Source organism: Pseudomonas putida (assembly GCF_002025705.1).
Lineage (GTDB): Bacteria > Pseudomonadota > Gammaproteobacteria > Pseudomonadales > Pseudomonadaceae > Aquipseudomonas > Aquipseudomonas putida_J.
Window position 1 is genome coordinate 2,175,804 of record NZ_CP018846.1, and the last position, 19,792, is coordinate 2,195,595.

At 65.3% G+C, this 19,792-nt stretch carries 20 protein-coding genes; 6 read left to right on the plus strand and 14 right to left on the minus strand.

Annotation, left to right across the window (positions count from 1 at the left end; genetic code table 11):
• The first annotated feature begins 84 nt into the window (after positions 1 to 84).
• Both ggt and BUQ73_RS09890 read left to right on the plus strand, forming a co-directional pair.
• The gene (gene ggt, locus BUQ73_RS09885) at positions 85 to 1,887 is read left to right on the plus strand and encodes a gamma-glutamyltransferase (protein WP_079227673.1); all 1,803 of its coding nucleotides are present in this window, start codon (positions 85 to 87) and stop codon (positions 1,885 to 1,887) included.
• Between the two features lie 70 nt (positions 1,888 to 1,957).
• Positions 1,958 to 2,839, plus strand: coding sequence for a LysR substrate-binding domain-containing protein (locus tag BUQ73_RS09890; RefSeq protein WP_079227674.1), 882 nt, complete (start codon positions 1,958 to 1,960; stop codon positions 2,837 to 2,839).
• Between the two features lie 144 nt (positions 2,840 to 2,983).
• Here the strand turns inward: BUQ73_RS09890 and dctM are convergent, their stop codons facing one another.
• The 8 genes from dctM to BUQ73_RS09930 form a co-directional block, all read right to left on the minus strand.
• Positions 2,984 to 4,267 carry a C4-dicarboxylate TRAP transporter large permease protein DctM gene (gene dctM / locus BUQ73_RS09895; protein ID WP_079227675.1) on the minus strand — a complete coding sequence of 428 codons (1,284 nt, stop codon included), beginning with the start codon at positions 4,265 to 4,267 and terminating at the stop codon, positions 2,984 to 2,986.
• Entirely contained in the window at positions 4,267 to 4,899 is a 633-nt protein-coding gene (locus tag BUQ73_RS09900; protein WP_079227676.1) for a TRAP transporter small permease, read from the minus strand. Before BUQ73_RS09900 ends, dctM begins: the two co-directional genes overlap by 1 nt.
• Before the next feature lie 69 nt (positions 4,900 to 4,968).
• Entirely contained in the window at positions 4,969 to 5,967 is a 999-nt protein-coding gene (locus BUQ73_RS09905) for a TRAP transporter substrate-binding protein (RefSeq protein ID WP_079227677.1), read from the minus strand.
• A gap of 258 nt (positions 5,968 to 6,225) precedes the next feature.
• Positions 6,226 to 7,044: an HpcH/HpaI aldolase/citrate lyase family protein gene (locus tag BUQ73_RS09910; protein WP_079227678.1), complete on the minus strand. Its 819-nt coding sequence runs from the start codon at positions 7,042 to 7,044 to the stop codon at positions 6,226 to 6,228.
• The gene (locus BUQ73_RS09915; protein WP_079227679.1) at positions 7,041 to 8,240 is read right to left on the minus strand and encodes a CaiB/BaiF CoA transferase family protein; all 1,200 of its coding nucleotides are present in this window, start codon (positions 8,238 to 8,240) and stop codon (positions 7,041 to 7,043) included. Before BUQ73_RS09915 ends, BUQ73_RS09910 begins: the two co-directional genes overlap by 4 nt.
• Before the next feature lie 18 nt (positions 8,241 to 8,258).
• Complete coding sequence (locus BUQ73_RS09920) at positions 8,259 to 9,608, minus strand: MmgE/PrpD family protein (protein WP_079227680.1); 1,350 nt, start codon at positions 9,606 to 9,608, stop codon at positions 8,259 to 8,261.
• Between the two features lie 10 nt (positions 9,609 to 9,618).
• On the minus strand, positions 9,619 to 10,782 hold the full coding sequence (locus tag BUQ73_RS09925; RefSeq protein WP_079227681.1) for an acyl-CoA dehydrogenase family protein: 1,164 nt from the start codon (positions 10,780 to 10,782) through the stop codon (positions 9,619 to 9,621).
• Positions 10,783 to 10,803: 21 nt separating this feature from the next.
• A complete protein-coding gene (locus tag BUQ73_RS09930) occupies positions 10,804 to 11,643 on the minus strand; it encodes an FAS1-like dehydratase domain-containing protein (RefSeq protein WP_079227682.1) in 840 nt (279 codons plus the stop codon).
• 141 nt (positions 11,644 to 11,784) lie between these two features.
• On the opposite strand from BUQ73_RS09930, the gene BUQ73_RS09935 reads away from it, so the two are divergent.
• The 3 genes from BUQ73_RS09935 to BUQ73_RS09945 all read left to right on the plus strand — a co-directional run bounded on the left by BUQ73_RS09935 (position 11,785) and on the right by BUQ73_RS09945 (position 13,547).
• Positions 11,785 to 12,672, plus strand: coding sequence for a LysR family transcriptional regulator (locus BUQ73_RS09935; protein WP_079227683.1), 888 nt, complete (start codon positions 11,785 to 11,787; stop codon positions 12,670 to 12,672).
• A gap of 147 nt (positions 12,673 to 12,819) precedes the next feature.
• Positions 12,820 to 13,023, plus strand: a complete 204-nt coding sequence (locus BUQ73_RS09940; RefSeq protein WP_237772762.1) for a DUF4160 domain-containing protein — start codon at positions 12,820 to 12,822, stop codon at positions 13,021 to 13,023.
• Positions 13,020 to 13,547 (plus strand): helix-turn-helix domain-containing protein, encoded by a 528-nt coding sequence (locus tag BUQ73_RS09945; protein WP_027920350.1) that lies wholly within the window; start codon positions 13,020 to 13,022, stop codon positions 13,545 to 13,547. The genes BUQ73_RS09940 and BUQ73_RS09945 overlap by 4 nt, the downstream gene beginning before the upstream one ends.
• On the opposite strand, the gene BUQ73_RS09950 is transcribed toward BUQ73_RS09945, so the two are convergent.
• Entirely contained in the window at positions 13,542 to 14,186 is a 645-nt protein-coding gene (locus tag BUQ73_RS09950; protein ID WP_079227684.1) for a cupin domain-containing protein, read from the minus strand. The two genes, BUQ73_RS09945 and BUQ73_RS09950, sit on opposite strands and share 6 nt — an antisense overlap.
• A 125-nt stretch (positions 14,187 to 14,311) precedes the next feature.
• Between BUQ73_RS09950 and BUQ73_RS09955 the strand changes: the two genes are divergently transcribed.
• Entirely contained in the window at positions 14,312 to 15,190 is an 879-nt protein-coding gene (locus BUQ73_RS09955; RefSeq protein ID WP_079227685.1) for a DMT family transporter, read from the plus strand.
• On the opposite strand, the gene BUQ73_RS09960 is transcribed toward BUQ73_RS09955, so the two are convergent.
• From BUQ73_RS09960 to BUQ73_RS09980, 5 genes are all read right to left on the minus strand, one after another.
• Entirely contained in the window at positions 15,187 to 15,906 is a 720-nt protein-coding gene (locus BUQ73_RS09960) for a TorF family putative porin (RefSeq protein WP_079227686.1), read from the minus strand. The two genes, BUQ73_RS09955 and BUQ73_RS09960, sit on opposite strands and share 4 nt — an antisense overlap.
• A gap of 119 nt (positions 15,907 to 16,025) precedes the next feature.
• Positions 16,026 to 17,315, minus strand: a complete 1,290-nt coding sequence (dctA, locus tag BUQ73_RS09965) for a C4-dicarboxylate transporter DctA (RefSeq protein ID WP_079227687.1) — start codon at positions 17,313 to 17,315, stop codon at positions 16,026 to 16,028.
• Positions 17,316 to 17,483: 168 nt separating this feature from the next.
• Positions 17,484 to 18,425, minus strand: a complete 942-nt coding sequence (locus BUQ73_RS09970) for a D-2-hydroxyacid dehydrogenase (protein ID WP_079227688.1) — start codon at positions 18,423 to 18,425, stop codon at positions 17,484 to 17,486.
• Between the two features lie 20 nt (positions 18,426 to 18,445).
• Positions 18,446 to 18,829 (minus strand): VOC family protein, encoded by a 384-nt coding sequence (locus BUQ73_RS09975; protein WP_079227689.1) that lies wholly within the window; start codon positions 18,827 to 18,829, stop codon positions 18,446 to 18,448.
• The gene (locus BUQ73_RS09980) at positions 18,826 to 19,791 is read right to left on the minus strand and encodes a hydroxymethylglutaryl-CoA lyase (protein WP_079227690.1); all 966 of its coding nucleotides are present in this window, start codon (positions 19,789 to 19,791) and stop codon (positions 18,826 to 18,828) included. The genes BUQ73_RS09975 and BUQ73_RS09980 overlap by 4 nt, the downstream gene beginning before the upstream one ends.
• Between the last annotated feature and the right edge of the window lies 1 nt (position 19,792).

Here is a 19,792-nt window from a genome sequence, read left to right on the forward strand (position 1 = left end):
TTATCCGCGATGCGCCGCGCGGGCGGCGCTCGATCTCACAGGCGCCGAAAATCTTTCGGCGACCACCCGAAAGGACGCAAGCCAATGCCCCGCCCCCCTTTATTCCTGAAAACCCTGATCACTACCCTGTGCCTGGCCGCCGCCACTGGCGTCACCTGGGCCGACCAGCCTCTACCCACCCCCCCGGAGCTGGAGTCCGGCTACCGTAGCGGCCTGCAGCCAGTGCACGCCAGCCGGCACATGGCGGCGGCCGCCAACCCGCTGGCCAGCGAGGCCGGGCGGGCGATGCTGCGTGCCGGTGGCAGTGCCATCGATGCGGCGATCGCCATGCAGATGGTGCTGACCCTGGTCGAACCGCAGTCCAGCGGTATTGGTGGTGGAGCATTCATCCTGTACTGGGACGGCCAGCGCGTGCAGGCCTTCGATGGCCGCGAAGCCGCGCCGGCAGGGGTGACGGAAAAACTGTTCCTGCAAGCGGATGGCTCGCCAATGCCGTTTCGCGCAGCGCAGATCGGCGGGCGGTCGGTGGGAGTGCCGGGCGTGCTGCGGGCGCTGAAACTGGCCCATGATCAGCACGGCAAGCTGCCATGGAAGGACCTGTTCGCGCCGGCCATCGCACTGGCGCGCAATGGTTTCGCGGTTTCCGAGCGGCTGCATGCACTGGTTGCCGGTGACCCTTTCATTGCCCGCTCACCGGCCATGGCGCGCTACTTCCTGGATGACCGGGGCAAGCCGCTGGCCGTCGGCACGACCCTGCGCAACCCTGCGCTCGCGCAGACCTTTGAGCGCATTGCACAGCAGGGCGTCGATGCCTTCTACGGCGGTGAGCTTGCCAAGGCCATGGTCGCTGAAGTGCGTCACCACGCCAATGCCGGGCAGTTGTCGCTCGAGGACTTGCAGCGTTACCAGGCCAAAGAGCGCGAACCGGTCTGTGGTCCGTACAAGGCCTGGAACATTTGCGGCATGCCACCGCCGTCGTCCGGTGGGGTGACTGTGCTGCAGACCCTGGGCATTCTCGATGCCCTGCAGCGCACATCGGCGCAGCGTGACCTGGCCGACCTGCCACCCCTCCAGGTGGCCTCAGTGGCGGGGCTTGAGCCCGCACCGCAGGCTGTGCACCTGATGGCCGAAGCCGAGCGCCTGGCCTATGCCGACCGGGCCCAATACCTGGCCGACAGCGACTATGTGCCGGTGCCGGTCAAGTCGTTGCTCGACCCGGCCTACCTCGCCGAGCGCGCCAAGCGGGTCGGCGAGTACAGCATGAAACATGCCCGCCCGGGCACTCCACACGGCGCCAATCTGGCACTGGCGCCAGACCGTTCGCCACTGCGGATTTCCACCTCGCACCTGTCTGCCGTGGACGACAGCGGCCAGGCCCTGGCCATGACCACGTCGGTGGAATCTGCCTTCGGTTCGCACCTGATGGTTGGCGGTTTTCTGCTGAACAACCACCTGACCGACTTTTCTTTCCTGCCAGCGGAAAACGGCAAGCCCGTGGCCAATCGGGTGCAGCCGGGCAAGCGCCCGCTGTCGGCGATGGCGCCAACCCTGGTGTTTTCACGCGCCTCTGGCGAACTGGTCGCAAGCCTTGGCTCCCCCGGAGGCTCGCAGATCATCGGCTACGTGAACAAGGCGTTGATCGGCCTGCTGGACTGGCATCTCGATCCGCAACAGGTGGCCAACCTGCCCAATTTCGGCAGCCGCAATGCGGGCACCGAAGTGGAGGCCGGGCTGGTCAGCCCGGCGCTGATCCGCCAGCTGGCTGCCTGGGGCCACGAGGTCACACCGATGACCATGACCAGTGGCATGCAGATCATCCAGCGCACGCCCGCCGGATGGGCCGGCGGTGCCGACCCGCGGCGCGAAGGGGTGGCGCTCGGCGATTAGCCAGCTGCATTGCCGGGCCAGGGCTTGCATGGTAGAAGTCAGTCTTGCCATTCAGTAGTTGAATACCAAGATGTCCATCAGCGTTAAATCGAATAGAGCCCTGTTCGACCTCGACCTGTTGCGCGCCATCGTCGTGGTGGCCGATTGCGGCAGCTTCACCACGGCCGCCGCGCGCCTGCACTCGACCCAGTCGACCATCAGCCAGAAAGTGCGCCGCCTCGAAGACATGGTTGGCCACCGCCTGCTGGTGCGTGGCAACCGCGACGTGCTGCCGACCGATGCCGGGCAGACCTTGCTCGGCTATGCCCGGCACATGCTGGCGCTGAACGACCAGATGCTCGAAGCCCTGGCCGGGGCCATGGTCGGGGTCACCGTGCGCCTCGGCGTACCTGAGGATTTCGTCGGCGGGCGCACCACCAATGCGCTGTCGGCGTTCAGCCGCCTGCACCCGCAGGTCAAGCTGGAAGTCACCAGCGGCCTGTGCCGCGACCTCAGCCAGGCCTACGACAACGGCGAGCTCGACCTGGTGCTGCTCAAACAGCGGCGCAACAGCCGCGAGGGCGTGGCCTGCTGGCCGGAGCGCCTGCAGTGGATCGACAGTGCGCGGTTGCCGGCATTCGAGCTGGACCCGATCCCGCTGGTGACCTTCCCGCCGCGGGGGCTGTACCGCGAGGACATGATCAGTGCCATCGAAGGCATGGGCCGGCGCTGGCGCATCAGCTTCACCAGCTCCAGCCTGAGCGGTATCCAGGCGGCGGTGGCCGATGGCATGGGCATCAGCCTGCTGCCGCCCCGGGCGGCGACCGGCGAGCACCGGGTGCTGGGGCCGGCGCAGGGGTTGCCGGAGGTGGACAGCTACGAGATCGTCATCGTGCACAAGCCGACGGCGGATGTGATGGTCAAGGATCTGGCCGGGGTGATGTCGCAGCTGCTGGCTGGCGGAGGTATCTGACGGCTTTTTGTAGGAGCGGCCTTGTGTCGCGAAAGGGCTGCGAAGCGGCCCCAGCAATCTCTGTGTTTACACGGAAACCCTGGGGCTGCTGCGCAGCCCTTTCGCGACGCAAGGCCGCTCCTACAAGGCGGTGCGGGCCTGCGGTCAAGGCATGCCGAGCCACTCCGGCAACGCCAGCGAAATGAACGGCACATAGGTCACCAGCACCAGGAACAGCAGCAGGATCGACAGCCACGGCAGCGCTGCGCGAATCGTCTGCCCCAGGGTCAGCCCGGTCACCGCAGAGGTGACGAACAGGTTCAGCCCCACGGGCGGGTGCACCAGGCCAATCTCCATGTTCACCACCATCACGATCCCCAGGTGAATCGGGTCGATACCCAGCTTCATGGCGATCGGGAAGAAGATCGGCGCCAGGATCAGGATGATCGCCGACGGCTCCATGAAGCTGCCGGCCACCAGCAGCACAATGTTGACCATGATCAGGAAACCGATCGGCGTCAGGCCCTCGGACATCACCCACTGGGTGATCTGCTGGGGGATCTGCTCGGTGGTCAGCACATGGGCGAAGAGCATGGCGTTGGCGATGATGAACAGCAGCATGATGGTCAGCCGGCCCGACTCCAGCAGCACTTTCGGGCAATCACGCAGGCGCATGTCCTTGTACACGAACAGCGCGATGAACGCCGAGTACACCGCTGCCACGGCGGCCGCTTCGGTGGGGGTGAACATGCCGCTGTAGATGCCGCCGAGGATGATCACCAGCAGCAACAGGCCCCAGAACGCACGCCGGGCGGTGCCCAGCCATTGGGCGAAGCTGGCCCGAGGCTGGGCCGGCAGTTTCTTGATGCGGGCAACGATGTAGATGGTGATCATCAGGAACACGCCAAGCAGGATCCCTGGTACCACACCGGCCATGAACAGCTTGCCGACCGAGGTCTCGGTGGCCGCCGAGTACACCACCATGACGATCGACGGCGGGATCAGGATGCCCAGGGTGCCGGCGTTGCAGATGATCCCGGCGCCGAACTCGCGCGGGTAGCCGGAACGCACCATGCCGGCCACGGCAATCGAGCCGACGGCCGCCACGGTAGCCGGCGACGAACCCGACAGCGCGGCGAACAGCATGCACGCCAGCACCGCGGCAATGGCCAGGCCACCCCGGATATGCCCGACGCAGGCATTGGCGAAATCGATCAGGCGCTGAGCCACGCCACCGGTAGTCATGAACGCGCCCGACAGCAGGAAGAACGGAATGGCCAGGAAGGTGTAGCTGTCAGACGTTTCGAACAGCTTGATCGCCAGCGAGCTGAGCGAGTCCTGGCTGAACATCAGGATCGACAGCGCCCCCGACAGGCCCAGCGAGATGGCGATCGGCACGCCGAGGAACATGAACACGAACAGCAGCAGGAACAGGCAGATAACCGTCATCAGTGGTGCTCCTCACCGGGGTTGGCCAGCTTGCTGGCTTCGGCGGCCTCGTCAGCCAGGCCCAGGCCGTACTGGCGGTGGGTGAACAGGCGGTAGAGGATTTCCAGGTAGCGGATGATCACCAGGGCGAAGCCCAGCGGCACGATCAGCGCGATATGGCCGACCTTGATGCCGTAGCGGTCGAGGTCCTCGGCGCCGATGCCGGCCACCAGCACTGCGCTCACCCACTTGATGCTCGCCACCAGGAACAGCCCGGCGTAGGCCAGGCAGCAGGCGCAGGCGATCATTGCCAGCACCCGTTGCACCGGCTTGCGGGTGCGCCGCACCAGCACATCGACACCGAGGTGGCCGGCGGTGCGCACGCCGTAGGAAATGCCAAAGAAGATCAGCCAGCCGAACAGCGCCTTGGTCAGGGCGATGCTCCAGGTCATGTCCTGGGCGTAGGCCATCAGGTGGTCGCCGATGCCCAGCAGCAAGTCGCTGGCGAATGCCCAGTGGTCACTGAGCGTGTAGAACATCGTGTAGAGGTTGTTCAGTGCCACGTAGATGAAGGTCACCAAGGTCATGGCCGCCAGGAGAAAGGCGATCATGCCTTCCTCGAAGTGCTCCCAGACACGCCTGAGCGATTGCATAAGGATTCTCCAGACAGAGAGAGGGCGGGCCACCCGCAGGAAGGGTGGCCGGGGCAGGGCGCAGGAGGGTCAGGACGGCTTGTTGGCGTCGTCAGCGGCCTTGATCAGGTCGGCGCCGATCTGCTCGGAGAACTTCTCCCACACCGGGCGCATCGACTCGCGCCATTGCTGGCGTTGCTCGGCGGTGAGCGGGTCGATCTCGCTGGTCTTGGCGTCGATGATCTTCTGCCGGGAAGTCTGGTTGAGCGCTTCGGCCTGCTTGTTCACCTCGACGGTGACTTCGTCCATGATTGTCTGCAGTTCGCCGCGCACGTCCTCAGGCAGGCCGTTCCAGAACTTGGCGTTGGTGATCACCATGTAGTCGATCAGGCCGTGGTTGGTCTCGGTGAAGAACGGCTGCACTTCGTTGACCTTCTGGCTTTCGTAGTTCGACCAGGTGTTCTCGGTGCCGTTGACGGTGCCGGTCTGCAGGCCCTGGTAGACCTCGGCGAAGCTCATCTTGCGCGGGTTGGCGCGGATCGCCTTGAACTGCTCCTCAAGCACGCTGGAGGCCTGCACGCGGAACTTCAGGCCGCGGGCATCCTTGGGCAGGATCACTTTCTTGTTCGCCGACAATTGCTTGAGGCCGTTGTGCCAGTAGGCCAGGCCACGGATGCCCTTGTCTTCCATCGAAGTCAGCAGCGCCTTGCCCTGCGGGCCTTGCTGGAAGCGGTCGACGGCGGCCAGGTTGTCGAACAGGAACGGCAGGTCGAAGATCTGCACCTGCTTGTTGTAGTGCTCGAACTTGGCCAGCGAGGGCGCCAGCATCTGCACGTCGCCGAGCAGCAGGGCTTCCATTTCCTTGCCATCGCCGAACAGCGAGGAGTTGGGGTAGACCTCGACCTTGACCTTGTCCTTGAGCTGCGGGTCGGCGGCGACGAGTTTCTGGAACATCAGCGCGCCCTGGCCCTTGGGCGTGCTGTCGGCCACCACGTGGGCGAACTTGATGATGATCGGGTCGGCGGCCTGGGCCAGGCCGGCCATGGACACTGCGGCGGCGCAGAACAGCGCCTGGGTCAGCTTCAACATCGGTGTCACCTCTGACTTATTTTTGTAGGAGGAGTTGGGTAAAGATGGACCAACGGGCTGCGTGTGGAGAATCAGCATTTGTGTAAGGCGGCGTTCGGCTGCGGTGAACGCCGGCGAGTGCAGCCTATGCGATCGCTGTAGGAGCGGCCTTGCGTCGCGAAAGGGCCGCAAAGCGGTCCCGGCAATCCTACCAAGTGGCGCCAAAATCCTGGGGCTGCTCCGCAGCCCTTTCGCGACGCAAGGCCGCTCCTACAAAGTTCAGTGTTTGTTCTGAGCCAGCAACCGCTGCGCCCGCAACACCACCGGCGCATCGACCATCTGCCCATCCAGCTGGAACGCCCCGGCGCCATTGGCCGCCTCGCTCGCCGCCAGCACCCGCCGCGCCCACGCCAGCTCTTCGGCACTGGGCGCCAGCGCCGCATGAATCACCGCCACCTGCCGCGGATGAATGCACAACGCGCCGCCATAGCCCATGTCATAGGCATGCCGCATGGCCCGCTGCAGCCCTTGGGCATCGGCGATGGCCGGGTACACCCCGTCCAGTGGCGGCGCCAGATCCGCCGCCCGCGAATGCAGCTGTACCGCCATGCGCGCCTGGTCGAGAAACTGCCGGGCCGCCTCGCTCTCGGTGTTCAAGCCCAGGTCCAGCGCCAGGTCGAGGCTGCCGAACGACAAGCGCTCGACGCCTTCTGCCGCCGCGATCTGCGCCAGCGCCAACAAACCCTTGGCACTTTCGATGATCGGCCACACCGGCTTGCCACCATGCCAGGCCACCGCCACTTGCGCGGCGTTCTCCACCTTGGGCAGCAGCAGCCCGGCAACCCCTGGCTGCTGCGCACAGAAGGCCAGGTCCGCCGCGTGCTGCTGATGCTGCGGCGCATTCACCCGCACCCAAACCGACGCCTGCGGTGTGGCCTGCAGAAACGCCGCCAGGTTGTCGCGGGCCTGCTGCTTCAGCGGCTCCTCGACCGCATCCTCGAAGTCGACGATGACCACATCGGCGCCCGCCGCCAGCGCTTTGGCGAAACGTTCTGGCCGGCTGCCGGGCACGAACAGTGCTGAGCGCACGGTGTTCATACCACGCCCCCCGAAACCAGGCTGGCCTGTTGTTCGGCCGTGAACCCCAGCTCGTCGAGGATGCCGCGTGTGTGCTGCCCCAGCGCCGGCACGGCGTCCATGCGTGGCGCGAACGCCGTATTGCGCCCCGGCGGCAGCAGCGCCGGCAGCTTGCCGGCCGGGCTGTCCACTTCGCGCCAGCTGTCGCGGGCCTGCAGCTGCGGATGCTGCCACACGCCGTGCATGTCGTTGACCCGGGCGTTGGCGATCTGGGCGTGTTCCAGGCGCGCCACCACTTCGTCGAGCGACAAGGCGGCAAACCGTTCGACGATGATCTGGCGCAGTACCTCGCGGTTTTCCGAGCGCTTGAAGTTGGCACTGAAGCGGTCATCGCTGGCCAGCGCCGGGTCCAGCAGCACCTTCTCGCAGAACAGCGCCCATTCCCGTTCATTCTGCAGGCCGAGCATGATCGTGCCGCCACCGCCAGTGGGGAAGGGGCCGTATGGATAGATGGTCGAGTGCGAGGCCCCGGCGCGTGGCGGTGGCGGCGCGCCGTTGTAGGCGTAGTACATCGGGTAGCCCATCCACTCCACCAGGCTCTCCAGCATCGACACATCGATGCGGCTGCCCAGGCCGGTCTTGTCGCGCAACAGCAGCGCCGACAGCACACCGGTGTAGGCATACATGCCGGCGGCGATGTCGGCGATCGAGCAACCGGCCTTGGCCATTTCCTCGTCGCCTGGGCCGCCGGTCACCGAGAGGAAGCCGCCCTCGCTCTGGATCAACAGGTCGTAGGCTTTCTTCTTTTCATACGGGCCTCCTGCGCCGTAACCGGAGATGTCGCAGACGATCAGGCGTGGGAAGCGCTGGTGCAGGCTTTCGAACGACAGGCCCATGCGTGCGGCTGCGCCGGGTGCGAGGTTTTGCACGAGCACGTCGGCCTTGGCCAGCAGGGCGTCGAGGATGCCGTCGGCAGCTTCCTGCTTGAGGTCGAGGGTGAGGCTTTCCTTGGAGCGGTTGGTCCACACGAAGTGCGAGGCCAGGCCGTCGACGCGCTGGTCGTAGCCACGGGCGAAGTCGCCGCTGCCGGGGCGTTCGACCTTGATCACGCGGGCGCCCAGGTCGGCCAGCTGGCGGGTGCAGAAGGGCGCGGCGATGGCGTGTTCCAGGCTGATGACGGTGATGCCGTCCAGCGGGCGGGGTGCGGTTGGAGTCATGGGTTCACCTGTTCATCATCAGTGCAGTGCGGCCAGCGAGCGCGCATCGCGCAGCTGCCAGACCTGCTCGATCAAGGCCTGGCCCTGGGCTGGGCTGCGGGCGCCGGAATAGGCCAGCAGGCGCTGGAACTTGGCCTCCAGCTCCGGGCGCGAGAGGGTGTTGCCGGGGTCGCCCTTGGGCTCGTCGATGGCGGCGCTGAAGTGGCGGCCATCACTGCAGGTGACTTCGACCCGGCCCAGCCAGCGGGCCGGGTAGGCGGCGTCCACTTCAGGGTCCAGCTGCATTTCGACCTTGTCGCGCAAGCTGGCGACCCGTGGGTCGGTCAACGCCAGGTCGCGGAATTCGATGAGCTGCGCGCAGCCATGTACGGCAATCAGGCCCAGCACGGTGCCCATGGAGAACTTGGCCTGGTGCACGGTAGCCGGAACGGTGACCCGGCCGAGCACATCGATGGCGCCCTGGTGTACACGGGTGACCACCTTGGCGATCTGCTCGTGGCTCAGGCCTTCGCGCTGCATGAGATGCAGCAGCGCGTCGGCGGCGGGGTGGGTGTGGCGGCACGAGGCGTGGAACTTGAACGAGGTTTCCACCAGTGCCCAGCGCGTGCCCAGGCGGTCGCTCAGGCGCGCCGGGTCGGCGTCGCTGGACATGCCGGCGGCCAGGCCCTGGTCACCTTCGAGGATATTGCGTGCACCGCTCAGGCCATCGGCCGTCAGGTAAGCGGCGAGCAGGCCATCGGCAGCGGCCTTGGCCGTGTGCAGCTGCTTGGAGTCGGCAGCGTCGCGCAGGAACTCCCAGAGCCCGGCGGCCTGGGTGCCGGCGCTACCTAGCAGGTTGATGAACTGCTCCTTGTCGAAACCCAGCAGCTTGCCCACGCCAACGGCAGCGGCCAGGGTGCCGACGGTGGCGGTGGTGTGGAAGATACGGTAATGGGAGCGGCCCAGGAATTCGCCGATGCGGATGCCCGCTTCGTAACCGGCGACAGCGGCCAGCAGCAGCTCCTGGCCAGACTTGCCGAGGTCCTGGGCCGCCGCCAGTACGGCGGAGAACACCACCGTTGCCGGGTGCAGCACCGAGCTGTTGTGCAGGTCGTCCTGCTCCACCAGGTGCGAGGCGGCGCCGTTGACCAACGCGGCGAAATAGGGCGATGAAGTGCGCCCGCTAGTCAGCACGCGGGCGCTGCCTTGGGCGGGGCCCATGCGCTCGGCATAGCGCTCGAACAGCGGGATCGGGTGCGCACCCTGGCTGGCCAGGGCCGAGCCGAGCCAGTCGAGGAACAGGTCTTCGGTGCGGGCCAGCACAGGGCCGGGGATCTGTGCGTAATGCAGGTCGGCGAGGAAGCCGGCCAGGGCTTGGGTATGCTGCATGTTCAGGCCCTCAGAAGCTACGCGGCAGTTCGAGCAGGTGCTCGGCCACGTAGGACAGGATCAGGTTGGTGGAGATCGGCGCTACCTGGTACAGGCGGGTTTCGCGGAACTTGCGCTCGACGTCGTATTCGCAGGCAAAGCCGAACCCGCCGTGGGTCTGCAGGCAGGCGTTGGCCGCTTCCCACGAGGCTTTGGCTGCCAGGTACTTGGCCATGTTGGCGCTGGCCCCGGCGTTCTGCCCGCTGTCGTACTCGGCGCAGGCGCGCCAGCGCATCAGGTCGGCGGCCTCGATTTCGATATGGGCCTCGGCGATGGGGAACTGCACGCCCTGGTTCTGCCCGATCGGGCGGCCGAACACCACGCGGTCACGGGCGTAGACACTGGCTTTTTCGACGAACCAGCGGCCATCGCCGATGCATTCGGCGGCGATCAGCGTGCGCTCGGCATTGAGGCCGTCGAGGATGTAGCGGAAGCCTTTGCCTTCCTCGCCAATCAGGCTGCTGGCCGGCAGTTCGAGGTTGTCGAAGAACAGTTCGTTGGTCTCGTGGTTGACCATGTTGGCGATCGGCTGCACGGTCAGGCCGTTGCCGATGGCTTCACGCAGGTCGACCAGGAAGATCGACATGCCCTCGGATTTTTTCTTCACTTCAGCCAGCGGCGTGGTGCGCGCCAGCAGGATCATCAGGTCCGAGTGCTGGATGCGCGAGATCCACACCTTCTGGCCATTGATCACGTATTTGTCGCCCTGACGCACGGCAGTGGTCTTGATCTTGGTGGTATCGGTGCCGGTGGTGGGTTCGGTCACGCCCATCGACTGCAGGCGCAGTTCGCCGCTGGCGAGCTTGGGCAGGTAGTGGCGCTTCTGTTCCTCGCTGCCATGGCGCAGCAGGGTGAACATGTTGTACATCTGCCCGTGCACGGTGCCGGAGTTGCCGCCGCACGCGTTCACCTCTTCGAGTATCACCGACGCCTCTGCCAGGCCCAGGCCCGAGCCGCCGTACGCTTCCGGGATCATCGCCGACAGCCAGCCGGCGTCGGTCATGGCTTTGACGAAGGCTTCCGGGAAGCCCTTTTCTTCATCGACCTTGCGCCAGTAGCTGGCGTCGAATTCGGCGCACAAGGCGCGCACGCCTTCGCGGATGGCATTGAGTTCATCGCTGTCGTACGTATGCATGCGGGTGTTCCCTGTCTGGTATCAGTCGAAAAGCACGTCGGCGCTTTGCGCCACGCCGTCGGCATTGCCGGCCCACAGCTGGGCCTGGCCTGGCGCGCTGATGCGCCCGGCCACCTCGAATGGCGTTGGCACGGTCAGCGGGCGCACGCCGCGGTAGGCGAAATGGCGCACCTGCCTGCCTGGGTTGGCGCGGATGAACGCACGCAGGTTCAAGGTGGCGATCATCGGGCCGTGCACCACCAGGCCGGCGTAGCCTTCGGTGTCGGTGACGTAGGGGAAGTCGTAGTGGATGCGGTGGCCGTTGAAGGTCACGGCGGAGTAACGGAACAGCAGGGTCGGCGTCGGCGTTACCGCTTCGCGCCAGTCGGCCAGTGCATCGGCCGGAGCGCTGTCGAGCCTGGGCGGGTTGGGCTCGCGGTAGACGATGTCCTGCTCTTCACGCACGCACAACTCACCGTGCTGCGAGTAGTCGTGGCGCACGGTCACGAACAGCAGGGCACCGGTGCGACCGTGCTTTTCCTCGATGTGTAGGATGGTCGACAGGCGGTGTGCCTCGGCACCGACCTTGAGCGGGGCGATGAACTCGACCCGCCCGCCGGCCCACATGCGGTTGCGGTTGTCGGCTGGGGGCAGGAAGCCGCCGCGTGCCGGGTGGCCGTCAGCGCCCAGTTGCGCTTCGGCCAGCGGCTCCTGGAAGAAGCACCACATCCATAGCGGTGGCAGGGGTTGGCCGACGGCGGGGGCGGTCTCGCCGAAGGTGGCGGCGATGCGCTTGATCAGGTTGCGGCTGAGCTCATCGACGGCCTCTTCCGTGCGGCCGATCCAGGCGCTGTAGTCGATGGGCGGGTGGGGAGCAGTCATAACCATGGGCCTCTGCATTTGTTGTTATGGGCCGATCATGCGAGGCGCCCGGCATTCTGTGAATTTGCATTTGTGTAAGGCAGCGTTCATGTATGCTGAACGCCATGTTTTTGCCTGCACTGGCCACAACCGGAGCCTCACATGCATTTCGACCTGGCAGACCTGCGGCTTTTCATCCATATCGGCGAGTCGCCGAGCCTGACCCAGGGTGCGCGTCGGGCGTTCCTTTCGCCCGCTGCGGCCAGTGCGCGGGTCAAGGCGCTGGAAGCCCAGCTCGACACGCGTCTGCTTTACCGTGACAGCCGCGGCGTGGAGCTGACTCCGGCGGGGCACAAGCTGCTGATGCATGCCCGCCTGATCATGCGTCAGGTCGACTACCTGAAAGCCGAGTTCACCCAGTTCGGCACCGACCTGGCCGGGCATATCCGCATCTTCGCCAACACCACCGCGGTCACCGAGTTCCTGCCCGAAGTGCTGGCCGGCTTCATGGCCAAGCGCCCGGGGGTGACTGTCGACCTGCAGGAGCGCCTGTCGCGGGACATCGTGCGCGGTGTGCTCGATGGCAGCAGCGACATGGGCATCATCGCGGGGCCCGTGGAGGCCAGCGGTCTGCAGGTGATGCACTTCAGCACCGACCGCCTGGTGCTGATCGTGCCGACCGGCCATGAGCTGGCTGGCCGCAAGACGGTGACCTTGAAGCAGACCCTGGACTTCCAGCATATCGGCCTGCACGACGGCAGCACCTTGTTGAGCTTCCTGCGTGACCATGTGGAACGCATGGGCCTGAACCTGTCGCTGCGCATTCAGCTGTCGAGCTTCGAGGCGATCTGCCGGCTGGTGGAGGCGGGGGTGGGCATCGGCATCATCCCCGAGTCGGCGGCGCTGCGGCACAGCCAGACCATGGAGCTGGTCACCATCAGCCTGGATGAGCCATGGGCGGTGCGCGAGCGGAGCATTCTGGTACGTGAACTGGAGGCGTTACCGGGGACCGTGCGGGCGTTGATTGCGACGTTGATGCCTGGAGCTTGATACTGACAGGGCGAGTTTCGCTGAAAGCAGTACTTACATTTTCACAGATGAGCGTAGCGAATCAGGGTGCTACTGTTCGGTGCAACTATTGCACTCTATACTCTTCCTATGCCTACGATCCATCGGCTGTCTGACTGTTCGATTTGCATGTACGCGAATGATCATGCGCCACCTCATTTTCATGTAAGGTTCAATGATGGTCGCCAGGCACTGATAGCGATTGAGGATCTGTCACTGCTGACGGGCTTTGGCGGCTCGGCGGTTTCAAGGCGGGAGCTGTGTGAAGCGATTGAATGGGCCTCGCAGAACAGACCTCAACTGCTTGCCAAATGGAAGGAGTTGAATCAATGACCAACAGGCATTTCCAGCTGAAAGATATTGCGGTTTTCGCCCCCAGTTCCTTGCTGCTGACTTTCGCGGACGGTGAACAGCTTCCGGTGAAACTGGACGAGATCATCGCCAGGCATCCGACCTTGCACAGGCTCTCGAATCCCGCCGTTTTTGCAACCGCAGCCATAGGGGAGTGGAAGGACACTGTCATCTGGGCCAACGACGACAATCTGGAACTGGCTGCCGACAACCTCCGTGCGCGGGCTGTGGAACAGGCTGGCGAGTGCTCGCACGAGCATCTCTGGAACTGGATGGCAAAACACGGGATGACGTTGGACCGAGCAGCGCAAGAGCTAGGCTTGAGTCGTCGAATGCTGGCCTACTACCGAAGTGGAGAGAAGCCCATTCCAAGGACGGTAGCGCTTGCGATGAAGGGTTGGGATGCGTTGTATGCGGGAAAGGCCAAGTCCAGAAAAGGGAGCGAACGCGTGACTATCCATCGTCACGCGGAAAAAGTATCTCCCGTCAAAACTGCTTCATCATGAAAGCCCCAGGGTAGGCGCGGCGTCCTTGCACCATAGGCGTGCGCCCTGCGGGCCGGCGCAAGCGTGCAAGGGAGTGCCTGCTGGAAGGCGAATCCAGCTCAAAGGTTGCAGGCTGAACTGCGCACCGTCCAGGCTGCCTTGCAAAAGCAGGCATTCAAGGCCGCGCGGGTTGTCCAGGTGAACAGCGGCGCCGGGTTGCAGGTGCTTGATACACACCTGTTCGTAGGCGTTCGAAAACAGCACCTGGTCGCCCTGCGCCGATACCGTTGCGACCAGCTGCTGGTCATCGTCGGGGTGAAACTGCTGCAGGCGGACGAAGATCGTGCAACCCTCGCTGGACTTCGGCGTGTGGGCGCTGCCTGGCGGGTTGCGCACATAACTGCCAGCCGGGTAATGGCCGCGCTCATCCTCGAAGACGCCTTCCAGTACCACAAATTCTTCGCCGCCAGGGTGCTGGTGGGCGCTGAAATGGCTGCCGGGGGCATAACGCACCAGGCTGGTGGCGCGGGCCTTTTCGCCACCGATGCGAAACAGCGGGCGGCGCTCGACGCCAGGCAGCGGGCTGGCCAGCCAGGGCAGGTCGGCACCGTGCATGATGGCGGGCAGGGTCAGGTCGGCGTTCAGGCGGTCCGGGAGCATGGCGGTTTTCCTGGGGTTGCAGGGTTGGCTGTAGCGGCCCGCCCATGATCAGCTGTTGTTAGATAACGATAAAGGCTCTAAAACAACTGACAAACAAGAATTTCCACCTCAGAGGTGTCAACACCATGAGTGCCCGCACTACAACCATCGCCGGCCACGGTAAACAATCCTGGCTCTGGCCCGCCCTGTTCAGCCTTGTGGCCTTCGCCGCCAACTCGATCTTCTGCCGCCTGGCCCTGCGCGACGGGGCGATCGATGCCGAGTCGTTCACTGTGCTGCGCCTGGCCAGCGGGGCGGTGTTTCTGTTGCTGCTGATGCGCCTGCGCAAGCCGGGCATGGCATTGGGCGGCAGCTGGAAGGGCGGCCTGGCGTTGTACCTCTATGCGTACCTGTTCTCCGTGGCCTACCTGCAACTGGGCGCCGGTGTCGGCGCCCTGGTGCTGTTTGGTGCCGTGCAGATCACCATGTTCGCCTTCGCCTGGCTCAAGGGCGAACGCCTGAGTGCGCGCACCTTGCTGGGCATGCTGATCGCTTTCGCCGGCCTGGTCCTGCTGCTGTTGCCCGGTGCTGAGGCGCCACCGCTGCTCAGTGCCCTGGTGATGGCGGCTTCGGGTGTGGCCTGGGGTGTCTATTCACTGCTGGGCAAAGGCTCGCCCAACCCCCTGGCCGACACGGCCGGTAATTTCGTCCGCAGCCTGCCGCTGCTGCTGGTACTGGGCATTGTCATGCTGGCGTTGGCGCGTATGCATCTCAGCCTGGCGGGGGTGCTATATGCCCTGGCCTCCGGTGTGCTGGCCTCCGGTGCAGGCTATGCGGTGTGGTACGGAGTGGTGAAGCAGGTCAGTGCCCAACAGGCGGCGACGATGCAGCTCAGTGTGCCGGTCATCGCCGCGCTGGGTGGTGTGCTGCTTATCGGCGAAGCGATGTCGCTGCGCCTGCTGCTCGCCTCGCTGGTGGTGCTGGGTGGCGTGGCGCTGGCGCTGCTGCCGGCCAGGCCACGTTAGAAGAAGCTGCGCTGGGCCTTGAGGGTAACCATGCTTTCGCAATAGGTGTTGATCCCGGCATAAGCGTCGCAGCCGCTGCCGCTGAGGTCGGAGTTGCTGTAGATCAGGTTGAGGTCGATGCCCAGCCATGGCCGTGACAGCTCCAGCGACCAGTCGGAGAACCCGCTGATCTGGCTGCCGTCGCCGATGGTGAAGGGGGTGCCCAGGCGGTGGTGGGCGAGCTTGACGGTCAGGTCGACATCGAACAGCGGTAGCTGGCCGAAGTCGGCGAACAGAGTGCCGGTGCGGTTGCCCGGGTTGTCGCGCCAGGCGCCGCCAAAGCGGCTGCCGAGCACCGAAATGCCGCCGTACAGGGCGTAGCTGTCGGGGCCGGCGATGTTCGGCTGGCTGTAGTGGATCAGCCCCACTTCATAGCCCAGGGTGCTGTCGAAGTGGTGCTTGTAGCCGGTATAACTGTCCAGGCGCAGGGTGGAATCGGGCGTGACGCCCATGCTCGGTGCGTACTGGCCGAGGTACCAGCCGCTGGGGTGGCTGAGGTCGAGGCCGCCGTGGAAGGCGCCCACCGCGCTCGGCGAGATCAACCCCTGGGCCATGCTGCGCGAGGGTGTGGTGCCGAGCTTGAAGTCGAAATCGCCCAGTTGGCGCTGGATCTGTTGCGCGTGCAATGCCGGGCTCGAGAGGAGTGCCGCAGTCAGCAACAGAAGGGGCCTGATCATGGTCACCGTCCTGGAAGGCTTGCTCTTGAGCGGCCAAGCATACCGTTGCCGAGTGCACCTCGGCCAGCCGTCCGTGCCTGTGCGTGGCAGGCGCGGACGACCGGCCGGGGTGCAAACCCTCAACCCAGCTCGCGTTTGAGCTGCTCGCGATCCAGTGCGCCGTCCCAGCGGGCGACGAACAATGTGGCGACGCCGTTGCCAATCACGTTGATCAGCGCGCCGCCTTCGGAGATGAAGCGATAGATGCCCAGCACCAGGACCAGCCCGGCAGCGGGGATGACATCCAGCGAGCCGAGTGTGGCCGCCAGGGTGATGAAGGCGCCGCCGGTGACGCTGGCTGCGCCCTTGGAGGTCAGCAGCAGGATCAGTAGCAAGGTCACCTGGTGGTAGAGCGACACATCGATATCCAGTGCCTGGGCGATGAAGATCGCCAGCACGGTCATGTTGATGCAGCTGCCGTCGAGGTTGAAGCAGTAGCCGGACGGCACCACCAGGCCCACCGTGGATTTTTCGCAGCCGAGTTTTTCCAGCTTGCCCATCAGCCGCGGCAGCGCCGACTCGGAAGATGAGGTGCCAAGCACCAGTACCAACTCTTCGCGGATGTACTTGAGGAACTTCCACAGGCTGAAGCCGGCCAGTCGGGCGACCAGGTTCAGCACCACGAAGACGAACACCAGCCCGGTCAGGTAGTAGCACAGCAGCAGGTGCCCATAAGCCCCCAGCGACTGCACGCCGTACTTGCCAACGGTGAATGCCATGCCGCCGAACGCCCCCAGCGGCGCCACGTACATGACGATCTTGAGCATGCGGAAGAACGCCTTGGCAACCAGGTCGATGGTGCCGAGCAACGGTTTGCCGACATCGCCGAGCAGTTGCAGGCCGAAGGCGAACAGCACGGAGATGAACAGCACCTGAAGGATGTCGCCCTCGCTGAAGGCGCCGAACACCGTGCTCGGCACGATGTGGGTCAGGAAGCCGACCACGCTCTGGTCGTGGGCCGCCTTGCTGTAGCCGGCGATTGCGCTGGCGTCGAGGGTGGCCGGGTCGATGTGCATGCCCACGCCCGGCTTGAGCAGGTTGACACCGATCAGGCCGATGACCAGGGCGATGGTGGTCAGCACCTCGAAGTACACCAGCGCCTTGAAGCCGATGCGGCCGATGCGCTTGAGGCTCTGCATGCCGGCGATGCCGCTGACCACCGTGCAGAAGATGATCGGTGCGATGAGCATCTTGATCAGTTTGATGAAGGTATCGCCCAACGGCTTCATCTGCTCGCCCAGCCCAGGGCTGAAATGGCCGAGCAGGATACCCAGGGCGATGGCGGCCAGCACTTGCACGTACAGGTGCTGGTACAACGGTTTGCGGCGGATGGCCGGCAGGTCGTTTGTCGAGCTGATTGTTGTTGTCATGGTGCTCTGCCTTTTGTAATTGTTTGCGCGGGGCTTTTGTGGGAGCGGCCTTGCGTCGCGAAAGGGGTGCGCAGCGCCCCCAGGAATTCCAGCTTCGCAGCAGAGGTTGCCGGGGCCGCCATGCGGCCCTTTCGCGACGCAAGGCCGCTCCCACAAAGACTGCGTCAGCTAGGAAACCAGGTTGATCGGCTGCCCCTTGGCGAACGCTTCGATATTGGCCAGCAGCACCTGCTTGAGGCGCGCCACGCTGCTCTGGCTGGCCCAGGCCACATGCGGGGTGAGCAGCAGGTTGGGCAGCCCGGCCTGCAGCAGTGGGTGATCGGCACGCGGCGGCTCGCCGTCCAGCACATCCAGTGCGGCACCGCCCAGGTGGCCATCGAGCAAGGCGGCGAGCAGGGCGTGTTCATCCACCAGCGGCCCGCGGGCGGTATTGATCAGCAAGGCGCCGGGCTTCATCCGGGCCAGCTGCGCAGCGCCGATCAGCTGGCGGGTGCGCGGCGTCAGCGGGCAGTGCAGGGTGATGGCATCGGCCTGTTGCAGCAGGTGGTCGAAGGCCACATAGCCCTCGCGCACGGTGCTGGCGCCCTGGTGCTCGGCGAACAGCACGTTCATCCCCAGCGCCTTGGCCAGGCGTGCGACGCGGCTGCCGATGTCACCGCGGCCGACGATGCCCAGGGTCATGCCCTGGATATCGTTGATCGGCGCCTGGTGCACGCAGAAGTGGCTGGAGGTTGGCCAGGCGCTCACCGCCGCCTGGCGATAGGCGAACAGGTGCCGGCGCAGGGCGAACAGCGAGGCGATCACCGACTCGGCCACGCTCACGGCTGAATACGCCGGCACGTTGCACACGCTGATGCCCAGGTCACGGCAGGCCGCCAGGTCGATGCAGTCGTAGCCGGTCGCGGCCACACAGATCAGCTTCAGCGCCGGCAGGCGCTCCAGTTCGCTGCGCTGCAGGCTCACCTTGTTGGTGATCGCCACCTGGGCGTCGGCCAGGGCGTCGAGCACTTCTGCGCTCGTGGTGCTAGGGCGTACGTCATAGCGGCTGGCCTGGGCCGGGCGATTCAAGGGCGCAGGCAGGCTCGCACCGTCGAGAAAAACGATGTTCATGGGGTACCTCTGCAGGGCTGTCAGGCGGGAAGGTGTTCGGCGATCTCGATCAGGTTCAGGTCCGGGTCGCGCACATACACCGAGCGGATCGGGCCGGTAGCGCCAGTGCGCTGCACCGGGCCTTCGACGATCGGCCATTGCGCCTCGTGCAACCGGGCGATCACGGCTTGCAGGGGGATGCTGGCGATGAAGCACAGGTCTAGCGCGCCCGGCACCGGCAGATGGGCCTTGGGCTCGAACTCATGGCCGCGCACATGCACGTTGATCTTCTGCCTGCCGAAGCGAAACGCCAGGCGGCCGGCGCCGAAGGTTTCCCGTTGCATGCCCAGCACGCGGGTATAGAAGTCGCAGCAGGCGTCGACGTCGCAGGTGGTCAGTACCAGGTGGTCCAGGTGGTCGATCATTGGGTGGCCTCCGTGAGGGTCGAGACGACTTGCCTGCTCAGGGTCTGCACGTGTTGCGGGATCGGGTGCAAGTCCAGGCGCTTGCCGGCCTTGAGCACCTGGCTCGGCGTGGCGTGGCCGACCAGGCCGGGCAGGCGCGCCGACGCGGCCAGTACCTGGTCCAGGTCTACTGCGGTGTCATAGCCCATCAGGGTCAGCATGTGCAACAGGTCTTCGGTGCAGACGTTGCCGCTGGCCCCGGGCGCATACGGGCAACCGCCAAGGCCGCCGAGTGAGGCGTCGAAGCGGTCGACCCCGGCTTGCAGTGCCGCCAGGGTATTGGCCAGGGCCATGCCGCGGGTGTCGTGGAAGTGCAGGGTGACCTGCAACTGGGGAAAGCGCGCCAGCACGCGCGCACTCAACTGCTGCACCTGTGACGGGAAGGCCATGCCCGTGGTGTCGCACAGGGTCACCCCGCGCACGCCCAGTTGTGCGAAACGGTCAATCCAGCCGAGCACTTCGTCTTCCTTGACGTCACCTTGCATCGGGCAGCCGAACACCGTGGACAGCGAAACGTTCACCGCGACGCGGCTGTTGCCGATCACCTCGATCACTTCGCGCAGCTGGGCGAACGACTGCTCGCGGGTCATGCGCAGGTTGGAGCGGTTGTGCGGTTCGCTGACCGACATCACCAGGTTGGCCTCGTCGATGCCACAGCCCAAGGCGCGTTCCGCGCCACGCACATTGGGCACCAGCACGGTGTATTCCACACCGGGCTGGCGGCGGATGCCGTGCATGACCGCTTCGGCATCGCGCAGCGCCGGGATCGCCTTGGGCGAAGTGAACGAGGTGACCTCGATCTTGGCGAAGCCGCAGCGGCTCAGGGCATCGACCATGGCGATCTTGTCGGCGGTGTCGATGAACGTGGCTTCGTTCTGGAAGCCGTCGCGGGTGGCGACTTCCTGCAGGTACAGGCGTTTCATG